The organism is Rhodopseudomonas palustris BisB18, from assembly GCF_000013745.1.
GTDB lineage: Bacteria > Pseudomonadota > Alphaproteobacteria > Rhizobiales > Xanthobacteraceae > Rhodopseudomonas_A > Rhodopseudomonas_A palustris_F.
Window position 1 is genome coordinate 1,737,756 of record NC_007925.1, and the last position, 14,981, is coordinate 1,752,736.

15 protein-coding genes are annotated in these 14,981 nt (G+C 67.0%); 3 read left to right on the forward strand and 12 right to left on the reverse strand.

What is annotated here, in order from left to right; all coding sequences use genetic code 11:
• Positions 1-195: 195 nt before the first annotated feature.
• The 9 genes from rpsD to purB all read right to left on the reverse strand — a co-directional run bounded on the left by rpsD (position 196) and on the right by purB (position 6,367).
• Complete coding sequence (gene rpsD, locus RPC_RS08045) at positions 196-813, reverse strand: 30S ribosomal protein S4 (protein ID WP_011472069.1); 618 nt, start codon at positions 811-813, stop codon at positions 196-198.
• A gap of 338 nt (positions 814-1,151) precedes the next feature.
• Positions 1,152-1,304 carry a hypothetical protein gene (locus RPC_RS26070; protein ID WP_157043158.1) on the reverse strand — a complete coding sequence of 51 codons (153 nt, stop codon included), beginning with the start codon at positions 1,302-1,304 and terminating at the stop codon, positions 1,152-1,154.
• 65 nt (positions 1,305-1,369) lie between these two features.
• Positions 1,370-2,146, reverse strand: a complete 777-nt coding sequence (locus RPC_RS08050) for a hypothetical protein (protein ID WP_011472070.1) — start codon at positions 2,144-2,146, stop codon at positions 1,370-1,372.
• A gap of 15 nt (positions 2,147-2,161) precedes the next feature.
• Complete coding sequence (locus RPC_RS08055; protein ID WP_011472071.1) at positions 2,162-2,545, reverse strand: cupin domain-containing protein; 384 nt, start codon at positions 2,543-2,545, stop codon at positions 2,162-2,164.
• Positions 2,546-2,601: 56 nt separating this feature from the next.
• Positions 2,602-3,399, reverse strand: a complete 798-nt coding sequence (murI, locus tag RPC_RS08060; protein WP_011472072.1) for a glutamate racemase — start codon at positions 3,397-3,399, stop codon at positions 2,602-2,604.
• A gap of 118 nt (positions 3,400-3,517) precedes the next feature.
• The gene (locus RPC_RS08065) at positions 3,518-4,057 is read right to left on the reverse strand and encodes an MOSC domain-containing protein (RefSeq protein ID WP_041802583.1); all 540 of its coding nucleotides are present in this window, start codon (positions 4,055-4,057) and stop codon (positions 3,518-3,520) included.
• Between the two features lie 102 nt (positions 4,058-4,159).
• Positions 4,160-4,684, reverse strand: coding sequence for a GNAT family N-acetyltransferase (locus RPC_RS08070; RefSeq protein ID WP_011472074.1), 525 nt, complete (start codon positions 4,682-4,684; stop codon positions 4,160-4,162).
• Entirely contained in the window at positions 4,669-5,010 is a 342-nt protein-coding gene (locus RPC_RS08075) for a DUF1778 domain-containing protein (RefSeq protein ID WP_011472075.1), read from the reverse strand. Before RPC_RS08075 ends, RPC_RS08070 begins: the two co-directional genes overlap by 16 nt.
• A 49-nt stretch (positions 5,011-5,059) precedes the next feature.
• On the reverse strand, positions 5,060-6,367 hold the full coding sequence (gene purB / locus RPC_RS08080) for an adenylosuccinate lyase (RefSeq protein ID WP_011472076.1): 1,308 nt from the start codon (positions 6,365-6,367) through the stop codon (positions 5,060-5,062).
• A 200-nt stretch (positions 6,368-6,567) separates the two neighbouring features.
• On the opposite strand from purB, the gene bglX reads away from it, so the two are divergent.
• Positions 6,568-8,862 (forward strand): beta-glucosidase BglX, encoded by a 2,295-nt coding sequence (gene bglX / locus RPC_RS08085; protein WP_011472077.1) that lies wholly within the window; start codon positions 6,568-6,570, stop codon positions 8,860-8,862.
• Positions 8,863-10,710: 1,848 nt separating this feature from the next.
• On the opposite strand, the gene RPC_RS26755 is transcribed toward bglX, so the two are convergent.
• Positions 10,711-10,944 carry a hypothetical protein gene (locus tag RPC_RS26755; RefSeq protein WP_011472079.1) on the reverse strand — a complete coding sequence of 78 codons (234 nt, stop codon included), beginning with the start codon at positions 10,942-10,944 and terminating at the stop codon, positions 10,711-10,713.
• Positions 10,945-10,978: 34 nt separating this feature from the next.
• A complete protein-coding gene (gene rpe / locus RPC_RS08095; protein WP_011472080.1) occupies positions 10,979-11,674 on the reverse strand; it encodes a ribulose-phosphate 3-epimerase in 696 nt (231 codons plus the stop codon).
• A gap of 257 nt (positions 11,675-11,931) precedes the next feature.
• Here rpe and RPC_RS08100 point away from each other — a divergent pair, with 257 nt between their 5' ends.
• The gene (locus RPC_RS08100; protein ID WP_011472081.1) at positions 11,932-12,720 is read left to right on the forward strand and encodes an EF-hand domain-containing protein; all 789 of its coding nucleotides are present in this window, start codon (positions 11,932-11,934) and stop codon (positions 12,718-12,720) included.
• A gap of 215 nt (positions 12,721-12,935) precedes the next feature.
• On the opposite strand, the gene RPC_RS08105 is transcribed toward RPC_RS08100, so the two are convergent.
• The gene (locus tag RPC_RS08105) at positions 12,936-13,934 is read right to left on the reverse strand and encodes a P1 family peptidase (protein ID WP_011472082.1); all 999 of its coding nucleotides are present in this window, start codon (positions 13,932-13,934) and stop codon (positions 12,936-12,938) included.
• A 119-nt stretch (positions 13,935-14,053) separates the two neighbouring features.
• Between RPC_RS08105 and RPC_RS08110 the strand changes: the two genes are divergently transcribed.
• Entirely contained in the window at positions 14,054-14,788 is a 735-nt protein-coding gene (locus RPC_RS08110) for a cytochrome c biogenesis CcdA family protein (RefSeq protein ID WP_011472083.1), read from the forward strand.
• Positions 14,789-14,981: the final 193 nt, after the last annotated feature.

Genomic DNA, 14,981 nt, shown 5'->3' on the forward strand with positions numbered 1-14,981 from the left:
CGCCCGAGCCAGCCGCATGTCCAAAAGATAAGACCGCGGTCGCTCGGCACAAGCGAAATGACCAAGTAACAACCGATTTGGAACAAGCTTTCGTGAAGCCGATCGTTCATTGGTAAAATATCGCAAAGAAAAAACATCGCAAAGAAAAAGGCCCCGGCGAAACCGGGGCCTTGACGTCAAGCGATGCTGACGCGCTTAGCGCGAATAGAATTCGACGATCAGATGCGGCTCCATCTGCACCGCGAACGGCACGTCCGACAGATGCGGGATGCGGATGAACTTCGCGGTCATCTTGCCGTGATCGACTTCGATGAAGTCCGGCACGTCGCGCTCGGCGAGTTGGTTGGCTTCCAGCACGAAGGTGAGCTGCTTGGAGGATTCCTTGACCTCGACGAGGTCGCCGACCTTGACCTTGTAGCTCGCGATGTTGACGCGCTTGCCGTTCACCTTGACGTGGCCGTGGTTGATGAACTGGCGGGCGGCGAACATCGTGGAGACGAACTTGGCGCGATACACCACGGTGTCGAGCCGGCGCTCCAACAGGCCGATCAGGTTCTCGCCGGAGTCGCCCTTGAGCCTCGTCGCCTCGACGTAGATCGAGTGGAACTGGCGCTCGGAAATGTTGGCGTAATAGCCCTTCAGCTTCTGCTTGGCGCGCAGCTGCACGCCGAAGTCGGAGAGCTTGCCCTTGCGGCGCTGGCCGTGCTGGCCGGGGCCGTATTCGCGGCGGTTGACCGGGCTCTTCGGACGGCCCCAGATATTCTGGCCCATCCGGCGGTCGATTTTATACTTCGCTTCACTGCGCTTTGTCATCGCGTCCTCTGAACGTCTGATGTGGATGAGGAAACGCGCCCTCCTATGCGCCGGGACGGGCCCGGAGCCGACAGGTCCGTCCTTAAAGCCTAAGGGGAGGACCACGGGTCGCGAAACGCAACGCGGGCCGAAACCGGCCCGCGTTGCAGCGGTGTTCTAGGCATTCTGGGGGCGGGTGTCAATTCGCGGAGCGGCTTTGCGGTTCGGTCCGGATGGCCGCCGCGGCAGCCGTCAGCGATCGATTTTGACGCCGTCGTCGCGTTGCGGCTCGACCGGCCGGGAGGCGCGAGATTTTGACTCATCCTCGACGCGATCGAACACCTCGTTGAGGCGCCGGATCAGCGCTTGCTGTTCGGCGGAAATCCCCCGCGCGGGCGCCGGTTTGGCCGGCTTGCGATGCCAGGGCGGTAACGGATCAGTACAGCCAAGATCAACACGCAGACGGTTGCGATCACCGGCAGCGAAAGCAGGTAAAGGTCGCTATTGGTCATTGGAGTGATCCAGTGCTTCCAGAATCCGAACCCCACCTAGATGTATTGGCGACCCCCGCGCGCCCTCATTTCGCGACGGCGCGAACCGCAGTCGGGGCCAACGCTCGGCCGGCCCGCAGTTCGGCGGTGATGGCGCCGTTCAGCGCGGCTTCCAGCCCGTCGAACAGCTTGACGATCATCGCGGCGTCAGTGACGCGGTGATCCCAGCGGATGATCACCTCGATGCTGTGGTCGGGCTCGAGTTGGCCGTAGCTGAGCAGGAACGGTCCGGGGCTGAGCGCATAGAGCTCGCCCGGGCCGAACGCCGCGACCGAGGTGATGCCGTAGCTGCCGGCGTAATTGGCGTGCTGCCGGCCCATGTTGAGCCCGAACGCCCAGGCCAGTTGGCGCAGCGGCCACGGCAGCCTGGTCAGCCGCATCATCCGCCGGAACGCCGGCACCTCGGCGATCGGCGCGGTGCGGGCGTGACGGATCTGCGCGTCGACCTCGGCCAGCGGGATCTCGTCGGCGGCCGAGATCTTCTGCATCAGCACGCATGGTTCGCCGTCGAGGCAGCGCGCCACCGCGATCATGCCGACGCTCTGCGGCAATTCGTAGAAATGCGCCCACGGCCATTTGATAAAGAGCGTGCGCAGGATCGGCTCGTCGCGCGCCACCAGGCAGAACGCCTTGGCGAAGATCGCGGTCCAGCCCGGGCGCGCCAGCGCCGCCGCCCGCACCGCGGCGAGCGGGCCGACGTCGAGCTTGCGCTTCATGGTGATGAACGGCACCCGATGCGATGCCCGCATCAGATCGATCACGAACCGGCGCGGCAGCGAGACTTTGCAGAACTTTCCCCGCATTTTACGACGGCCGCATCACGGCGCCGGCGAGGCGAGCGGCTTGGTCTTGTCGACCACGTAGATGGCGATCACCTTGGCGGATTTGTCGCCATGCACCTTGGCGTCGTGCACCACGCCGGCGGGGATCGCATAGGAATCCCCCGCTTTGAGGTGTTGGGTCGGTTGGCCGTCGATCAGCATGTCGGTCTCGCCTTCGAGCAGGTAGCCGGTCTCGACGCCGGGATGGGTGTGTCGCCCGGCGCTGCCGCCAGGGGGGATTTCGGCGATGCCGGTAATGGTCACATAGCCCTCGGGGAACTCGACTTTTTGCAGCGGCGTGCGCTTGATCCCGGCTTGCTGAGCCAAGGCCAGCCCGCCGGCCAACGCAACCGTGAGCAATCCCAACACAATTCGCTTCATATTGTTTCCTCCCTGACTGGGAGATTAACAGCGCCGGCGCAGGAGCGGAAGCTACGCTACGCCGCAGCGACCTGGCTGCCGAAGAACGGCAGTAGAGCACCGCTCGCCGGATGCCGGCGGCCGGAGGTGAAGATCAATCGTGCCTCGCGCGGCGCGCCGGCAGCCCCGCCGACGCCGCCGCCGAGCAGATTGGCGACCCGCCGGGCGATCGCCGGCGCCGGATCGATCCAGTCCACCGGCCATGGCGCCAGCGCTACCAGCCGATCGAGCAACAGCGGAAAATGCGTGCAGGCCAGCACCACGGCGTCGGTGCGCGCGCCGCCATCGTCGACGAAGCAGGGCGCGATCTCGGCCAGAATCTGCGCGTCGCCGACGCTGGCGCCGGCCAAGGCGGCCTCGGCCAGCGCGGCCAGATGCGCCGAGCCGACCAGCGTCACCTTGCAGGCCTGCGCGAAGTCGCGAATCAACGCGCGGGTGTATTCGCGCTTCACGGTGCCGCTGGTGCCGAGCACCGAGACCCGTTTGGTCCGGGACGCGGCGCAGGCCGGCTTGATCGCCGGCACGGTGCCGACGAACGGCACCTTGTAGGCGGCGCGCAGGTGCGACAGCACCAGCGTCGAGGCGGTGTTGCAGGCGATCACCACCAGATCGGGGCGATGGGCGGCGATCAATTCGCCGATCAGCGGCACCACCCGGGCGATCAGCGCGTCCTCGCCGTGCTGGCCGTAGGGAAAGAACGCGTCGTCGGCGACGTAGACATAGCCCGCGTCGGGGCGGGCTTTGACGATCTCGCGCAGCACGGTGAGGCCGCCGAGGCCGGAATCGAACACCAGAATGGTGGGAGAAGCGGGCATTGTTCGATGATTCTGCCGAGAATTCTGCGATGTCTGGTCGGTCTGCGAGGCTAGTCCAGACTTGGTTACCGCCGGGTTGTCATCGCGGAACGCGGCCAACGAGTCGCGCGAAACAGCTTTAAACCGGCAGCAATGGCCGATGTGGGGCAGCCGGCCATTCGATCCGGATATTGTCGCCCGGCCGGACGTCGCCGCCCATGCGCACGATCGCCATCACCCCGGCCTTGCGGATCAGCCGGCCCTCGGCGTCGCGGTCCAGCGTCGCCGCCACCAGGCCGTTCTGGAAGTCGTCGATCTGCACGCAGGGGTTGCGCAGACCGGTCAGTTCGACGGTGGCGCTGTCGCCGAGCTGCAACAGCGTGCCGGTCGGCAGCGCCAGCAGGTCGACGCCCTGCGTGGTGACGTTCTCGCCGAGATCGCCGGGCTGCACGCGGAATCCTTTCGCCGCCAACTCGTCGAACAGTTCGGCGTGGATCAGATGCACCTGGCGCAGATTGGGCAGCGTCGGGTCTTTCCGCGCGCGCGAGCGGTGCTTGACGGTAACGCCGCAATGCCCGTCGCCGTCGACGCCGAGCCCCGCGAGCAGCCGGATCGACATCCCCGGCGTTTTGCTGAAGTGGTGCCCGCGGCGAAAGCTGACGGCGACGACATGGCTCATCGGGCGATCGGGCCGCGTGTCGTCGCCGCGGTCGAATGGCTCGGCCATCTGGGTCACGCTGCTGTCCTCGTCCACCTCGCCCCCTTTGTTTTGTTGGCGCCCTTACTCATCTTTCAACGCCGCAACCACGGTTTCGATCGGCAGAAACAGGGTTCGGCTGTCTGTTGGATATTCGATGAATTCGGCGCATTTCAGATAGAAGCGTTTCGCAGCTTCGTCTTTGGCGTGAATAAGCACCGCGGCGATGCCGATGCTCTGCGAAGCCACAGCGATGCGGCGCAGTGCGTCCGCGAGCATATCGGCACCGAGGCCTTGGCCCGCATGATCGCGGCTGACCGCAAGACGGCCGATCACCGAGACCGGGATGCTGTCGGGGGCGTTGCGGCGGAGCTTGCCGGGCGCTTTGGCGCGTTCGATCGCCCCGGCCGAGATGCAGAAATAGCCGACCACGCGCTTGCCCCCGCAGACGACGTAAGTGCGCGAGAACCGGCTTTGGTTGTTGAGGGCGCGGTGCCACAGCCACTCGTTCAGCGCTGCGACGCCACAATCGAAGGCCGAGCGGTCATGCTGCGCGGTGAGCGGGACAGGCGGCGAGTGGTCCGGCTGAAGCTCTATTTGCTTTGCCATGCCGGCACTCGGCGCAGCAGCGACCGCAATTTCGGCCCCGGCGCAGGCGGATTGTCGAGCGCGTCGATGAAGGCGTCGTAACGCGCGGCATCGAGCACGAACAGCCGTTGGTCGAGCAGCACGTCGATCGCCTGCCGCCGCGCGCTGTCGATCATGAATTCGGTGCGGGTCTTGCCGAGGACGGCGGCGGCATCGTCGATCAATTGCCGGGTCCGCGCCTCGATTCGCAGGTTGATCGTGCCCTTGGGATCGACCGGGGAACGCGCCGCGACCGTGACGATCGCGGCGACCGGACTTTCCGAGGATGACGGGCGGTCTTTGGCCATGGCGGCAAGATGGTCGCCCGTATCCACAATGTCAATACGGCGTCGGGCCTCAGCTCTCCCCGAACACCCGCTGGAAGATGGTGTCGACGTGCTTGAAGTGATAGCCGAGGTCGAACTGTTCGGCGATCTCGGCGTCCGACATGTACTTCTTCACGTCGACGTCGTTCTTCAACAGCGTCTGGAAATCGCCTTCGCCGCGCCACACCGGCATCGCGTTGCGCTGCACGAGCTTGTAGGACTCCTCGCGCGAGCAGCCCTTCTGCGTGAGCGCGGTCAACAGCCGCTGCGAGTGGATCAGCCCGCCGAGCTTATCGAGATTGCCCTGCATGTTTTCCGGATACACCAAGAGCTTGTCGATCACCCCGGCCAAGCGGTTGAGCATGAAATCCAGCGTCACGGTGGCGTCGGGCGCCAGCATCCGCTCGGCGGAGGAGTGCGAGATATCGCGCTCGTGCCACAGCACGACGTTTTCCAGCGCCGGCGTCACATAGGCGCGCACCATGCGGGCAAGCCCGGTGAGGTTCTCGGTCAGCACCGGATTGCGCTTGTGCGGCATCGAGGACGAGCCTTTTTGCCCTTCGGAGAAATACTCCTCGGCTTCCAGCACTTCGGTGCGCTGCAGATGGCGGAACTCGATCGCCAGCCGCTCCACCGACGAGGCGACCACCGCGAGGGTGGCGAAATACATCGCGGCGCGGTCACGCGGGATCACTTGCGTCGAGATCGGCTCGAGCTTCAGCCCCATCGATTTGGCGACGTGTTCTTCGACCCGCGGATCGATATGCGCGAAGGTGCCGACCGAGCCGGAGATCGCGCAGGTCGCGACTTCTTCGCGCGCCGTCACCATGCGGGCGCGGGCGCGGCTGAATTCGGCATAGGCGTAGGCCATCTTCAGCCCGAAGGTCACCGGCTCGGCGTGGATGCCGTGCGAGCGGCCGATGGTCGGCGTCAGCTTGTGTTCGAAGGCGCGCTTCTTCAAGGCCGCCAGCACCTTGTCGAGGTCGGCGATCAACAGATCCGCGGCGCGCACCAGCTGCACGTTGAAGCAGGTGTCGAGCACGTCGGACGAGGTCATGCCCTGATGCACGAAGCGCGACTCAGGGCCGACGAATTCGGCCAGATGGGTCAGAAACGCGATGACGTCGTGCTTGACCTCGCGCTCGATCTCGTCGATCCGCGCCACGTCGAACTCGGCCTCCTTGCCACCGGCCCAGATCGCCTCAGCAGCCGATTTCGGGATCACCCCGATTTCGGCCTGGGCGTCGGCGGCGTGGGCCTCGATCTCGAACCAGATCTTGAAGCGGGTCAAAGGCTCCCAAATGGAGGCCATTTCCGGACGGGTATAGCGGGGGATCATCGAGCACTCGCACAGGTTTTGGGGATTGCGCCGCGCTTTAACAGAAAGGGCCGGGGGAGGCCACCGTTTCGCGGCGGTGCCGCCGAAAGGCGGCTTCTGTTGGTTCGGAGCCTGGCCTAAACAGGCAGCCATCGCCGCCTGCCATCGGCAGGTCGAAGTCGGATTGCCGGCCCGCCCGGCAATCAGCCAGGGGCAGTTTGATGAAGACCAGTCAACCGGGACCGAGAGCCGCAAGATCCACCGCTGCAACGCAAGCCAGCGCACAACCGAGCCCGCCGTCGGCCGCGCCGCCCAGCGACGCGGTGGTGCGCGCCCGCGCCGAGGCGCTGATCGCCCGGATGACGCCGGAAGAGAAGGCCGGCCAGATCACCCAGTATTTCGACTTCCTCACCGCGCAGGACGAAGCCAAGCGGGTGTCCACGGAGGTGGCCGCCGGCCGCGCCGGATCGTTGCTGTTCGTCGCCGACCCCGTCGAAATCAATCGGCTGCAGCGCATCGCCGTGGAACAGACCCGGCTGGGGATTCCGCTGTTGTTCGGCTACGACCTGATTCACGGCTTTCGCACCATCCTGCCGGTGCCGCTCGCCATGGCGGCGAGCTGGGATCCGGACCTGGTCGAGCGGGCGCAGGCGGTGGCCGCGGCGGAGGCGCGGGCGGTCGGGCTGCATTGGGCGTTCGCCCCGATGGTCGATATCGCGCGCGACCCGCGCTGGGGACGGATGATCGAAGGCGCCGGCGAGGATCCGTATCTCGGCGCGGCGATGGCGGCGGCGCAGGTGCGCGGCTTTCAGGGCCCGTATCTCGGCAGCCCCGATCGGGTGATCGCCGGGCCTAAGCATTTCGCCGGCTATGGCGCGGCGCTCGGCGGCCGCGACTACGACGAAGTGAACCTGTCCGACAACGAATTGTGGAACGTGTATCTGCCGCCGTTCAAGGCCGCGGTCGACGCCGGCGCCGGCAATATCATGACCGCCTATATGGGGCTGAACGGCGTGCCTGCCACCGGCAACCATTGGCTGCTGACCGACGTGTTGCGAAAGGCCTGGGGCTTTGCCGGCTTCGTCGTCACCGACGCAGGCGCCGCGGCCAGCCTGCAGACCCACGGCGTCGCCCGCGATCTGGCCGATGCCGGCGTCAAGGCGCTCAGCGCGGGCGTCGACATGGAAATGGCGCCGCCGTTTGGCGAGGCCGCCTTCAAGACGCTGCCGGGCGCGCTCGCCGCGGGCCGCATCACGACGCCACAGTTGGACGATGCGGTGCGGCGTGTGCTCGAAGCCAAGATCCGGCTGGGGCTGTTCGAACAGCCCTATGTCGACGTCGCGCGCGCCAGCGAGGTGCTCGCCGATCCCGCGCATCGCGCCGTGGCGCGGCAGGCGGCGGAGCGCTCCGCGGTGCTGTTGCGCAATGAAGGCGCGTTGTTGCCGCTCGATCCGCACGCCTTGCGGCGCATTGCGGTGCTCGGGCCGCTGGCCGACGCCGCGCGGGAGACCGTCGGACCCTGGGTGTTCCAGCAGGACGACAGCGAGACGGTGACCGTGCTGGCCGGCATCAGGGCCCGGCTCGGCGACGCCGTACGCATCGACACCACGCCGGGGGTCAGCATTCCGGCGCGGCAGTTCTCCTCGATCTTCGAGGGCCCGGAGCACGCGCGGGCGCCGCGCATCGCGGTCGACGACGACGCCGAAATCGAGCGCGCGGTCAACTACGCGCGCGGCGCCGATGTGGCCATTGTGGTGCTCGGCGAAGCCCAGATCATGATCGGCGAGAACGCCTCGCGCTCGTCGCTGGATCTGCCCGGCCGGCAGCAGCAACTGCTCGACGCCGTGCTCGCCACCGCAACGCCGACCGTGGTGCTGCTGATGAGCGCGCGGCCGCTCGATCTGCGCGGCAGCGCGCCGCAGGCCTTGATGACGATCTGGTATCCCGGCTCGCAAGGCGGCGCCGCGGTCGCCGGCCTGTTGTTCGGCGACGTCGCGCCGGGCGGCAAATTGCCGTTCAACTGGCCGCGCAACATCGGGCAATTGCCGCTGCCCTATGCGCGGCTCAACTCGCATCAGCCGAGCAGCGCCGAGCAGCGCTACTGGAACGAGCCGAACACGCCGCTGTATGCGTTCGGCTACGGCCTCAGCTATTCGTCGTTCAGCTATGCGAAGCTGCACATCGACCGACAAAAAATCACCCCCGCCGAGCGCATGAGCGTCAGCGTCGAATTGACCAACACCGGCCGCCGCGTCGCCGACGAGGTCGCGCAGCTCTACATCCACCAGCGCTACGGCGCCTCGGCCCGCCCGGTGCGCGAGCTGAAAGGATTTCAACGCGTCACGCTGGCGCCCGGCGAAACCCGAACGCTGCGCTTCACGCTCGGCCCCGAGCACCTCCGCTACTGGACCGCCTCCGCGCGCGCCTTTGTGCACGACGACTCGGTGTTCGATGTGTTCGTCGGCGGCGATTCGTCCGCGTCACTTTCGGCGAGCTTCGAGGTCTGCAAGGCGTAAGCGCGCGCGGTAAGTGGCCCTACGAGCTTCTTCCCACACGGGGAGAAGGGACGACCCCGCGCCGCGCTTTTGGCGCCGTGTCCCGGACGCGGCGCGGCGCTTGCGCCGCGCCGCGAGCCGGGACCGTTACGGATGCTGCGCTTGGATGCGGCCGTGGACATGCTCCGCTTGGAACGGCCCCGGCTCGCAGCGCAACGCTGCCGCGTTGCGCTGCGTCCGGGGCACGCGTAGCGGGTAGCCCGGGTGAGCGCAGCGACACCCGGGATCGCCGCACTCACCCGCATATCGCTCCGCTCATGCGGGCTACTTGCTACTTGCTTGCTCCGCGTCCCGGACGCGGAGCGGCGCCTGCGCCGCGCCGCGAGCCGGGACCGTTACGGATGCTGCACTTGGATGCGGCCCATGAAATGCTCCGCCTGGAACGGCGGCTCGCACCGCAACGCTGACGCGTTGCGCCGCGTCCGGGGCACGGAGCTATCACCGCGTTGCGCGACGCCTGGATTTTGTTCCTAAATCACTTGACACCGGCAATCACCAGGATTACATTCCCATCCATCCCGCCCCGATAGCGAGGGGCGTTCGCGATCGTCACGACCGCGGGGCGGGATGCGGTGGACGGGAGCGGCGTTCGAGCCCCGATCGCGCCAGGAGTAATTCTGGCGTTGCGACGGGCTGACGACCACGCCGCACCCGGACGGCTGAAGTCGCGATATCCCAGCGCATCGCCTTGCGCGGGAGCAGCGCCAAGCCTCGCCGGCCGGAAGGTGGCGATGCGCCGACCCGACAAGGCGGCGTTCGCAACCCGCAAGGCGGCAAGGACGGTGCGGCAGTCTCCCACAACGGTGGATTACCCAGGCTCGCCCACCGGGGGTCTTCGTCGAACCAAGCCGTTAAAACCATTGCGTGCGGAACGCCGGGGGTTTCCGGTGGAGCCGTGGTGACTACGCTCGTGTGCTTTGTTTTCACCGCACACGAGGCCGCGGGTGCATCGGGCACCCGGCGTTCCGCACGCCCTCGTTGCCGAGGGCAGGGACGTTCGAAGCAAACCTCGGGCTCGACGAGCCGCGAGAACGGAGCGACGTGGCTGTTTGACATTGTGGTGGTGATGATGGCGCGCGCAAGAGGCGAGGCGGGTAGCCCGGATGAGCGTAGCGACATCCGGGATCGGCTCACCCGCATATCGCTCCGCTCATGCGGGCTACTTGCTTGCTCCGTGTCCCGGACGCGGAGCGGCGCCTGCGCCGCGCCGCGAGCCGGGACCGTTACGGATGCTGCACTTGGATGCGGCCGTTGAAATGCTCCGCTTGGAACGGCCCCGGCTCGCAGCGCACCGCTGACGCGTTGCGCAGCGTCCGGGGCACGCGTAGCGGGTAGCCCGGATGAGCGTAGCGACATCCGGGATCGGCTCACCCGCATATCGCTCCGCTCATGCGGGCTACTTGCTTGCTCCGTGTCCCGGACGCAGCGCGGCGCCTGCGCCGCGCCGCGAGCCGGGACCGTTACGGATGCTGCACTTGGATGCGGCCGTTGAAATGCTCCGCTTGGAACGGCCCCGGCTCGCAGCGCACCGCTGACGCGTTGCGCCGCGTCCGGGGCACGGATCTGACGAGTGCGTCGCGCGGGGCTCGTAGCTCGTAGGGTGGGCAAAGCGAAGCGTGCCCACCACCGCGATACGATTGTCGCTGTGTTCGGCGTTGTGGTGGGCACGGCGCAAGCGCGCCTTTGCCCACCCTACGAGTTGCTGCTGCTACTACGACCGTCGCGCCGAGCTTCGCGCCCAGGCGGCGACGCCGAGCGCGATGGCCAGCATCAGCAGCGGCATTCCGACGGCGACGAGCAATTGTTCGGTCATTCGCTGAGACTTCCCAAAACGCCTCTCGCCGCCAAATGTATGGTGGTGGCAACCACCAGACAAGTGCCGGCAGCGGCGATCACGGTGAGCCGGTCGATCGAAGACGGCACCAAACCGAAGCCATAGGAAACTAGCGGTCCGAAGCCGCCGACGGCAAATATCGCGGTGGCGAGGGTGTTGAGCCAATTAGCCGTCAACTTCAGCCGTTCGTTTCTGACCAGCTTGGACATGGCTCCGCACCTCGAACTTGCGTCAACTCAACGCCTACACCGCTTCCCCTCTTGCCAACGCCGCCGCGTTCCTGATCCCCTCGATGTTCGCCTTGTAGCTCTCCAGCGTGCCGCCCTTGAACACCGCCGAGCCCGCGACGAAGGCGTTGGCGCCGGCGGCGGCGAGTTCGCCGGACACCGCGGAGGTGACGCCGCCGTCGACCTCGATGTCGATCGGCCGGCCCGCGGTCATCGCCCGCAGGTCGCGGATCTTGTTCAGCGCCGAGGGGATGAAGGCCTGGCCGCCGAAGCCGGGATTGACCGACATCACCAGCACCAGGTCGACCAGGTCGAGCACGTATTCGATGGCGCCGAGCGAGGTACCGGGATTGATCGAGACGCCGGCCTTCTTGCCGAGCGCGCGGATCGCCTGCAATGAGCGATGCAGATGCGGCCCGGCCTCGGCGTGCACGGTGATGTGGTCGCAGCCGGCCTTGGCGAAGGCTTCCAGATACGGATCGCACGGCGCGATCATCAGGTGGGCGTCAAAAATCTTCTTGGTATGCGGCCGCATCGCCTTGATGACGTCGGGGCCGTAGGAAATGTTCGGCACGAAATGGCCGTCCATCACGTCGAGATGGATCCAGTCGCAGCCGGCCTGGTCGACCGCGCGGACCTCTTCGCCGAGCTTGGAGAAATCCGACGCCAGGATCGAGGGCGCGATGACCAGAGGACGAGGCGTGAAAGACATGGGCGCTCCCTGCACGAGACGGCTGATTGATGATCCCGCGTAACATGCTGATAGCGACGGGGCAATCGAGCGGCGCGCCCGCGTTGCGTCGCAACAGCGTCGGCAAGTTCTGCCGCGGCCGGCAGCTTGTGCCCGGATGCGGCGCCGCAGACGCGGCGGATCGTGTTGTTTTATCGAAGGATTTTCGCTGGCACGCGGATTGCTAATCAGACCCTAGGGAATGCGATGCCGCTGCGCGGCCGATCCAGGAGTTTGTCATGTTGTCAGCGCTCACTGCCGCGTCGTCCGCGCTCGATCTCTTGAAATCGCTGAGCTCGTCGAAAACCTCGTCGAGTTCATCGACCTCGTCGAGCAAGAGCGCGGCGACCAGCCTGTTCGAGGTCGACAGCGACTCCAAGAAGGACAAAAACTCCAGCGCGACGTCGAGCTCCAGCGCCTCGTCGCAAAGCGGCGCGTTGTCGTCGAGCCTGCTCAGCGCGCTGCTCGCCGCGCAGAGCCAGAGCACGGCCAGCTCGACTTCGACCAGTTCGACGGATGCGACCGCGTCGGACCCGCGCGACGCCGTGCTGAAGGATCTGTTCGCCAAGCTCGACAGCGACGGCGACGGCAGCGTCACCAAGGCGGAATTCGAGGACAAGCTCGGCGCCGGCGGCACCAACACCGCCAACGCGGATTCGGTGTTCGCCAAGCTCGACAAGGACAGCGACGGCGCGGTCGGCATCGACGAATTGGGATCGGCGCTGAAGGGCTCCGGCAAGAGTCATCACGCCGCGGGCGGCGCGGGCGATGCCGGCGGTGCGGGCGGCGGCGGCGGATCCGGCGAGGACTCCTCCGGCACCAAGACCACCACCACGGCCAACGCCGACGGCTCGATCACCACCTCTTTGACTTACGCCGACGGCTCCAAAGTGACGATGACCTCGGCGGCAAGCTCCACCTCGTCGGCCAGCGCCACCTCGTCGTATAATTTCATCGAGCAGATGATCCAGCGCCAGGCCAAGGCGGCCTCGGCCTCCACCGCCTCCGCGGTGTCGGTCAGCGCCTGATCGGGCTGACGGACAGGGCAATATCGGGTTGATCAGCGGGCCATGGCGGCTGGAGTTTGCTCCACCCACCGCGCCGTCATTCCGGGGCGCGAGCCGCCTCGGCGGCGAGCGAACCCGGAATCTTGCCGCCTGTTAGAGAGCCCGCCGCGTGCAGCGAGATTCCGGGTTCGCTCGAGCTAAACGCTCTCGCGCCCCGGAATGACGATGTAACTCCTTCACCGCGCGAAGCGATCCTTCCAGGCCGGCAGCGCGCCGGGGAACGGCAGCGCGGTGGCCTCATAGACGCCGCGGGCGATCGCCCGCGACACCGTGTTGGCGGCGATCATGCCGAGTTCGGTCAGCCCCGCCAGCGGATCGATCGGGGTCTTGCCGGTCGCCGCGGCAAACACCAGGTCGCCGTCGAGCGGCGCGTGCACCGGATAGATCGCCCGCGCCATCCCGGTCTGCGCCATCATCGCCAGCCGCTTGGCCTGCGGCTTGTTCAGCACCGCGTCGGTCACCACCACCACCAGCGTGGTGTTCTCGACAGCGGTGGCTCCGGCGGCGCCCTTCAGCCGCATCGTCAGCATCTCCGGCGTGAACGCTTCGGGCCAGCCGCGGCCGCCGAACTCGCCGTCCCGTTCGAACGGCGCCGCCCAGAACCACGGCCCGTCGCCGACGGTGACCGCGCCCGCGGCATTGACCACGGCGAGCGCGCCGACCTTGATGCCGCCCGGCGTCACCGCGGAGGCCGAGCCGAGCCCGGCCTTGAAAGTCGCCGTGGTGGCGCCAAAGCCGGCGCCGACGCTGCCGAGCGCAAAGGTGTCGCTTGCCGCCGCTGCCGCCGCGTAGCCGAGATCGCGATACGGCGGGAACCGGCCCCAGGCTTTGTCGCCGCCATTGATCAGGTCGAACACGATGGCGCCGGGCACGATCGGGATCACCGCGCCGCCGACTTTCAAGCCGCGGCCCTGTTCGGCGAGCCAGGCTTGGATCCCGGCGCCGGCGTCGAGCCCGAACGCCGAGCCGCCGGCCAGCGCGAAGCCATCGATCGACTCCACGGTGGAGGCGAGGTCCAAGAGCGCGTCCTCGCGGGTGCCGGGGCCGCCGCCGCGCACGTCCAAGGCGGCGACCACCGGGCTGTCGAACAAGACCGCGGTGACGCCGGAGGCAAGCCGGGCGTCGTCGGCATGGCCGACCTTGACGCCGTCGATGTCGGTGAGCAGGTTTTGCATCGGGAACGCTCCGGATCGCGAAACGATGCAAGTGGTTACCGCTTTCGCACCGCGATCACAACGCCGCGAACGGGCGCTGGAGCCTTGCATCCGGCCGCGGCTGCGGTGCATCTAGCGCCATGATTCATGATGTCTCGATCCCGGCCGCGCTGATCGCCGGCCTCGTCAGCTTTTTGTCGCCCTGCGTATTGCCGCTGGTGCCGCCATACCTGATCTATCTGACCGGCGCGACCATCGAACACGTCGCCACCGGCGAGCGCGATGCCGCCTCGAAGCGCGCGGTGATGATCTCGGCTCTGATGTTCGTGCTGGGGTTTTCCACGGTGTTCGTGGCGCTCGGCGCCAGCGCCAGCCTGGTCGGCAGCCTGATCCGGGCCTGGTCGGCGCAGCTGTCGATCATCGCCGGCATCATCATCATCCTGATGGGGCTGCATTTCCTAGGGCTGACCCGGATCGGCCTGTTGATGCGCGAAGGCCGGATGCCGATCCCCAAACCGGTCGGGCTGTGGGGCGCCTATGTGATGGGGCTGGCCTTCGCGTTCGGCTGGACGCCGTGCATCGGGCCGATCCTCGCCGCGATCCTCTCGGTCGCCGCCGCCGAAGCCACCGTCGCCAAGGGCGCCGGACTGCTCGCGGTGTATTCCGCCGGCCTCGGCATTCCGTTCCTGCTGGCGGCTTTGATGGTGGAACAGTTCTCCGCGGTGTTCGCGCGGATGAAGCGCCACCTCGCCAATGTCGAGCGCGCGATGGGCGTGCTGATGGTGCTGACCGGGATCGGCTTTCTCACCGGCGCGGTGAGCAGTGCGTCGATCTGGCTGATGGAGACGTTTCCGGGGCTGGCGAATTTCGGCTAGGGCGCGGCCGCGCGTTCACCGCCGTCATCCTGGGCGCTCGCGCAGTTGCGCGAGCCGCGAAGGATGCGGACGCAAGCACACGGGGCCCATCCTTCGAGACGCCCGGCTTCGCCCTTCGGGCGCAGCCGTGCTCCTCAGGATGACGTGAGTGGGTTGAAAAACAAAACGCCCCGGCGAACCGGGGCGTCTGAAC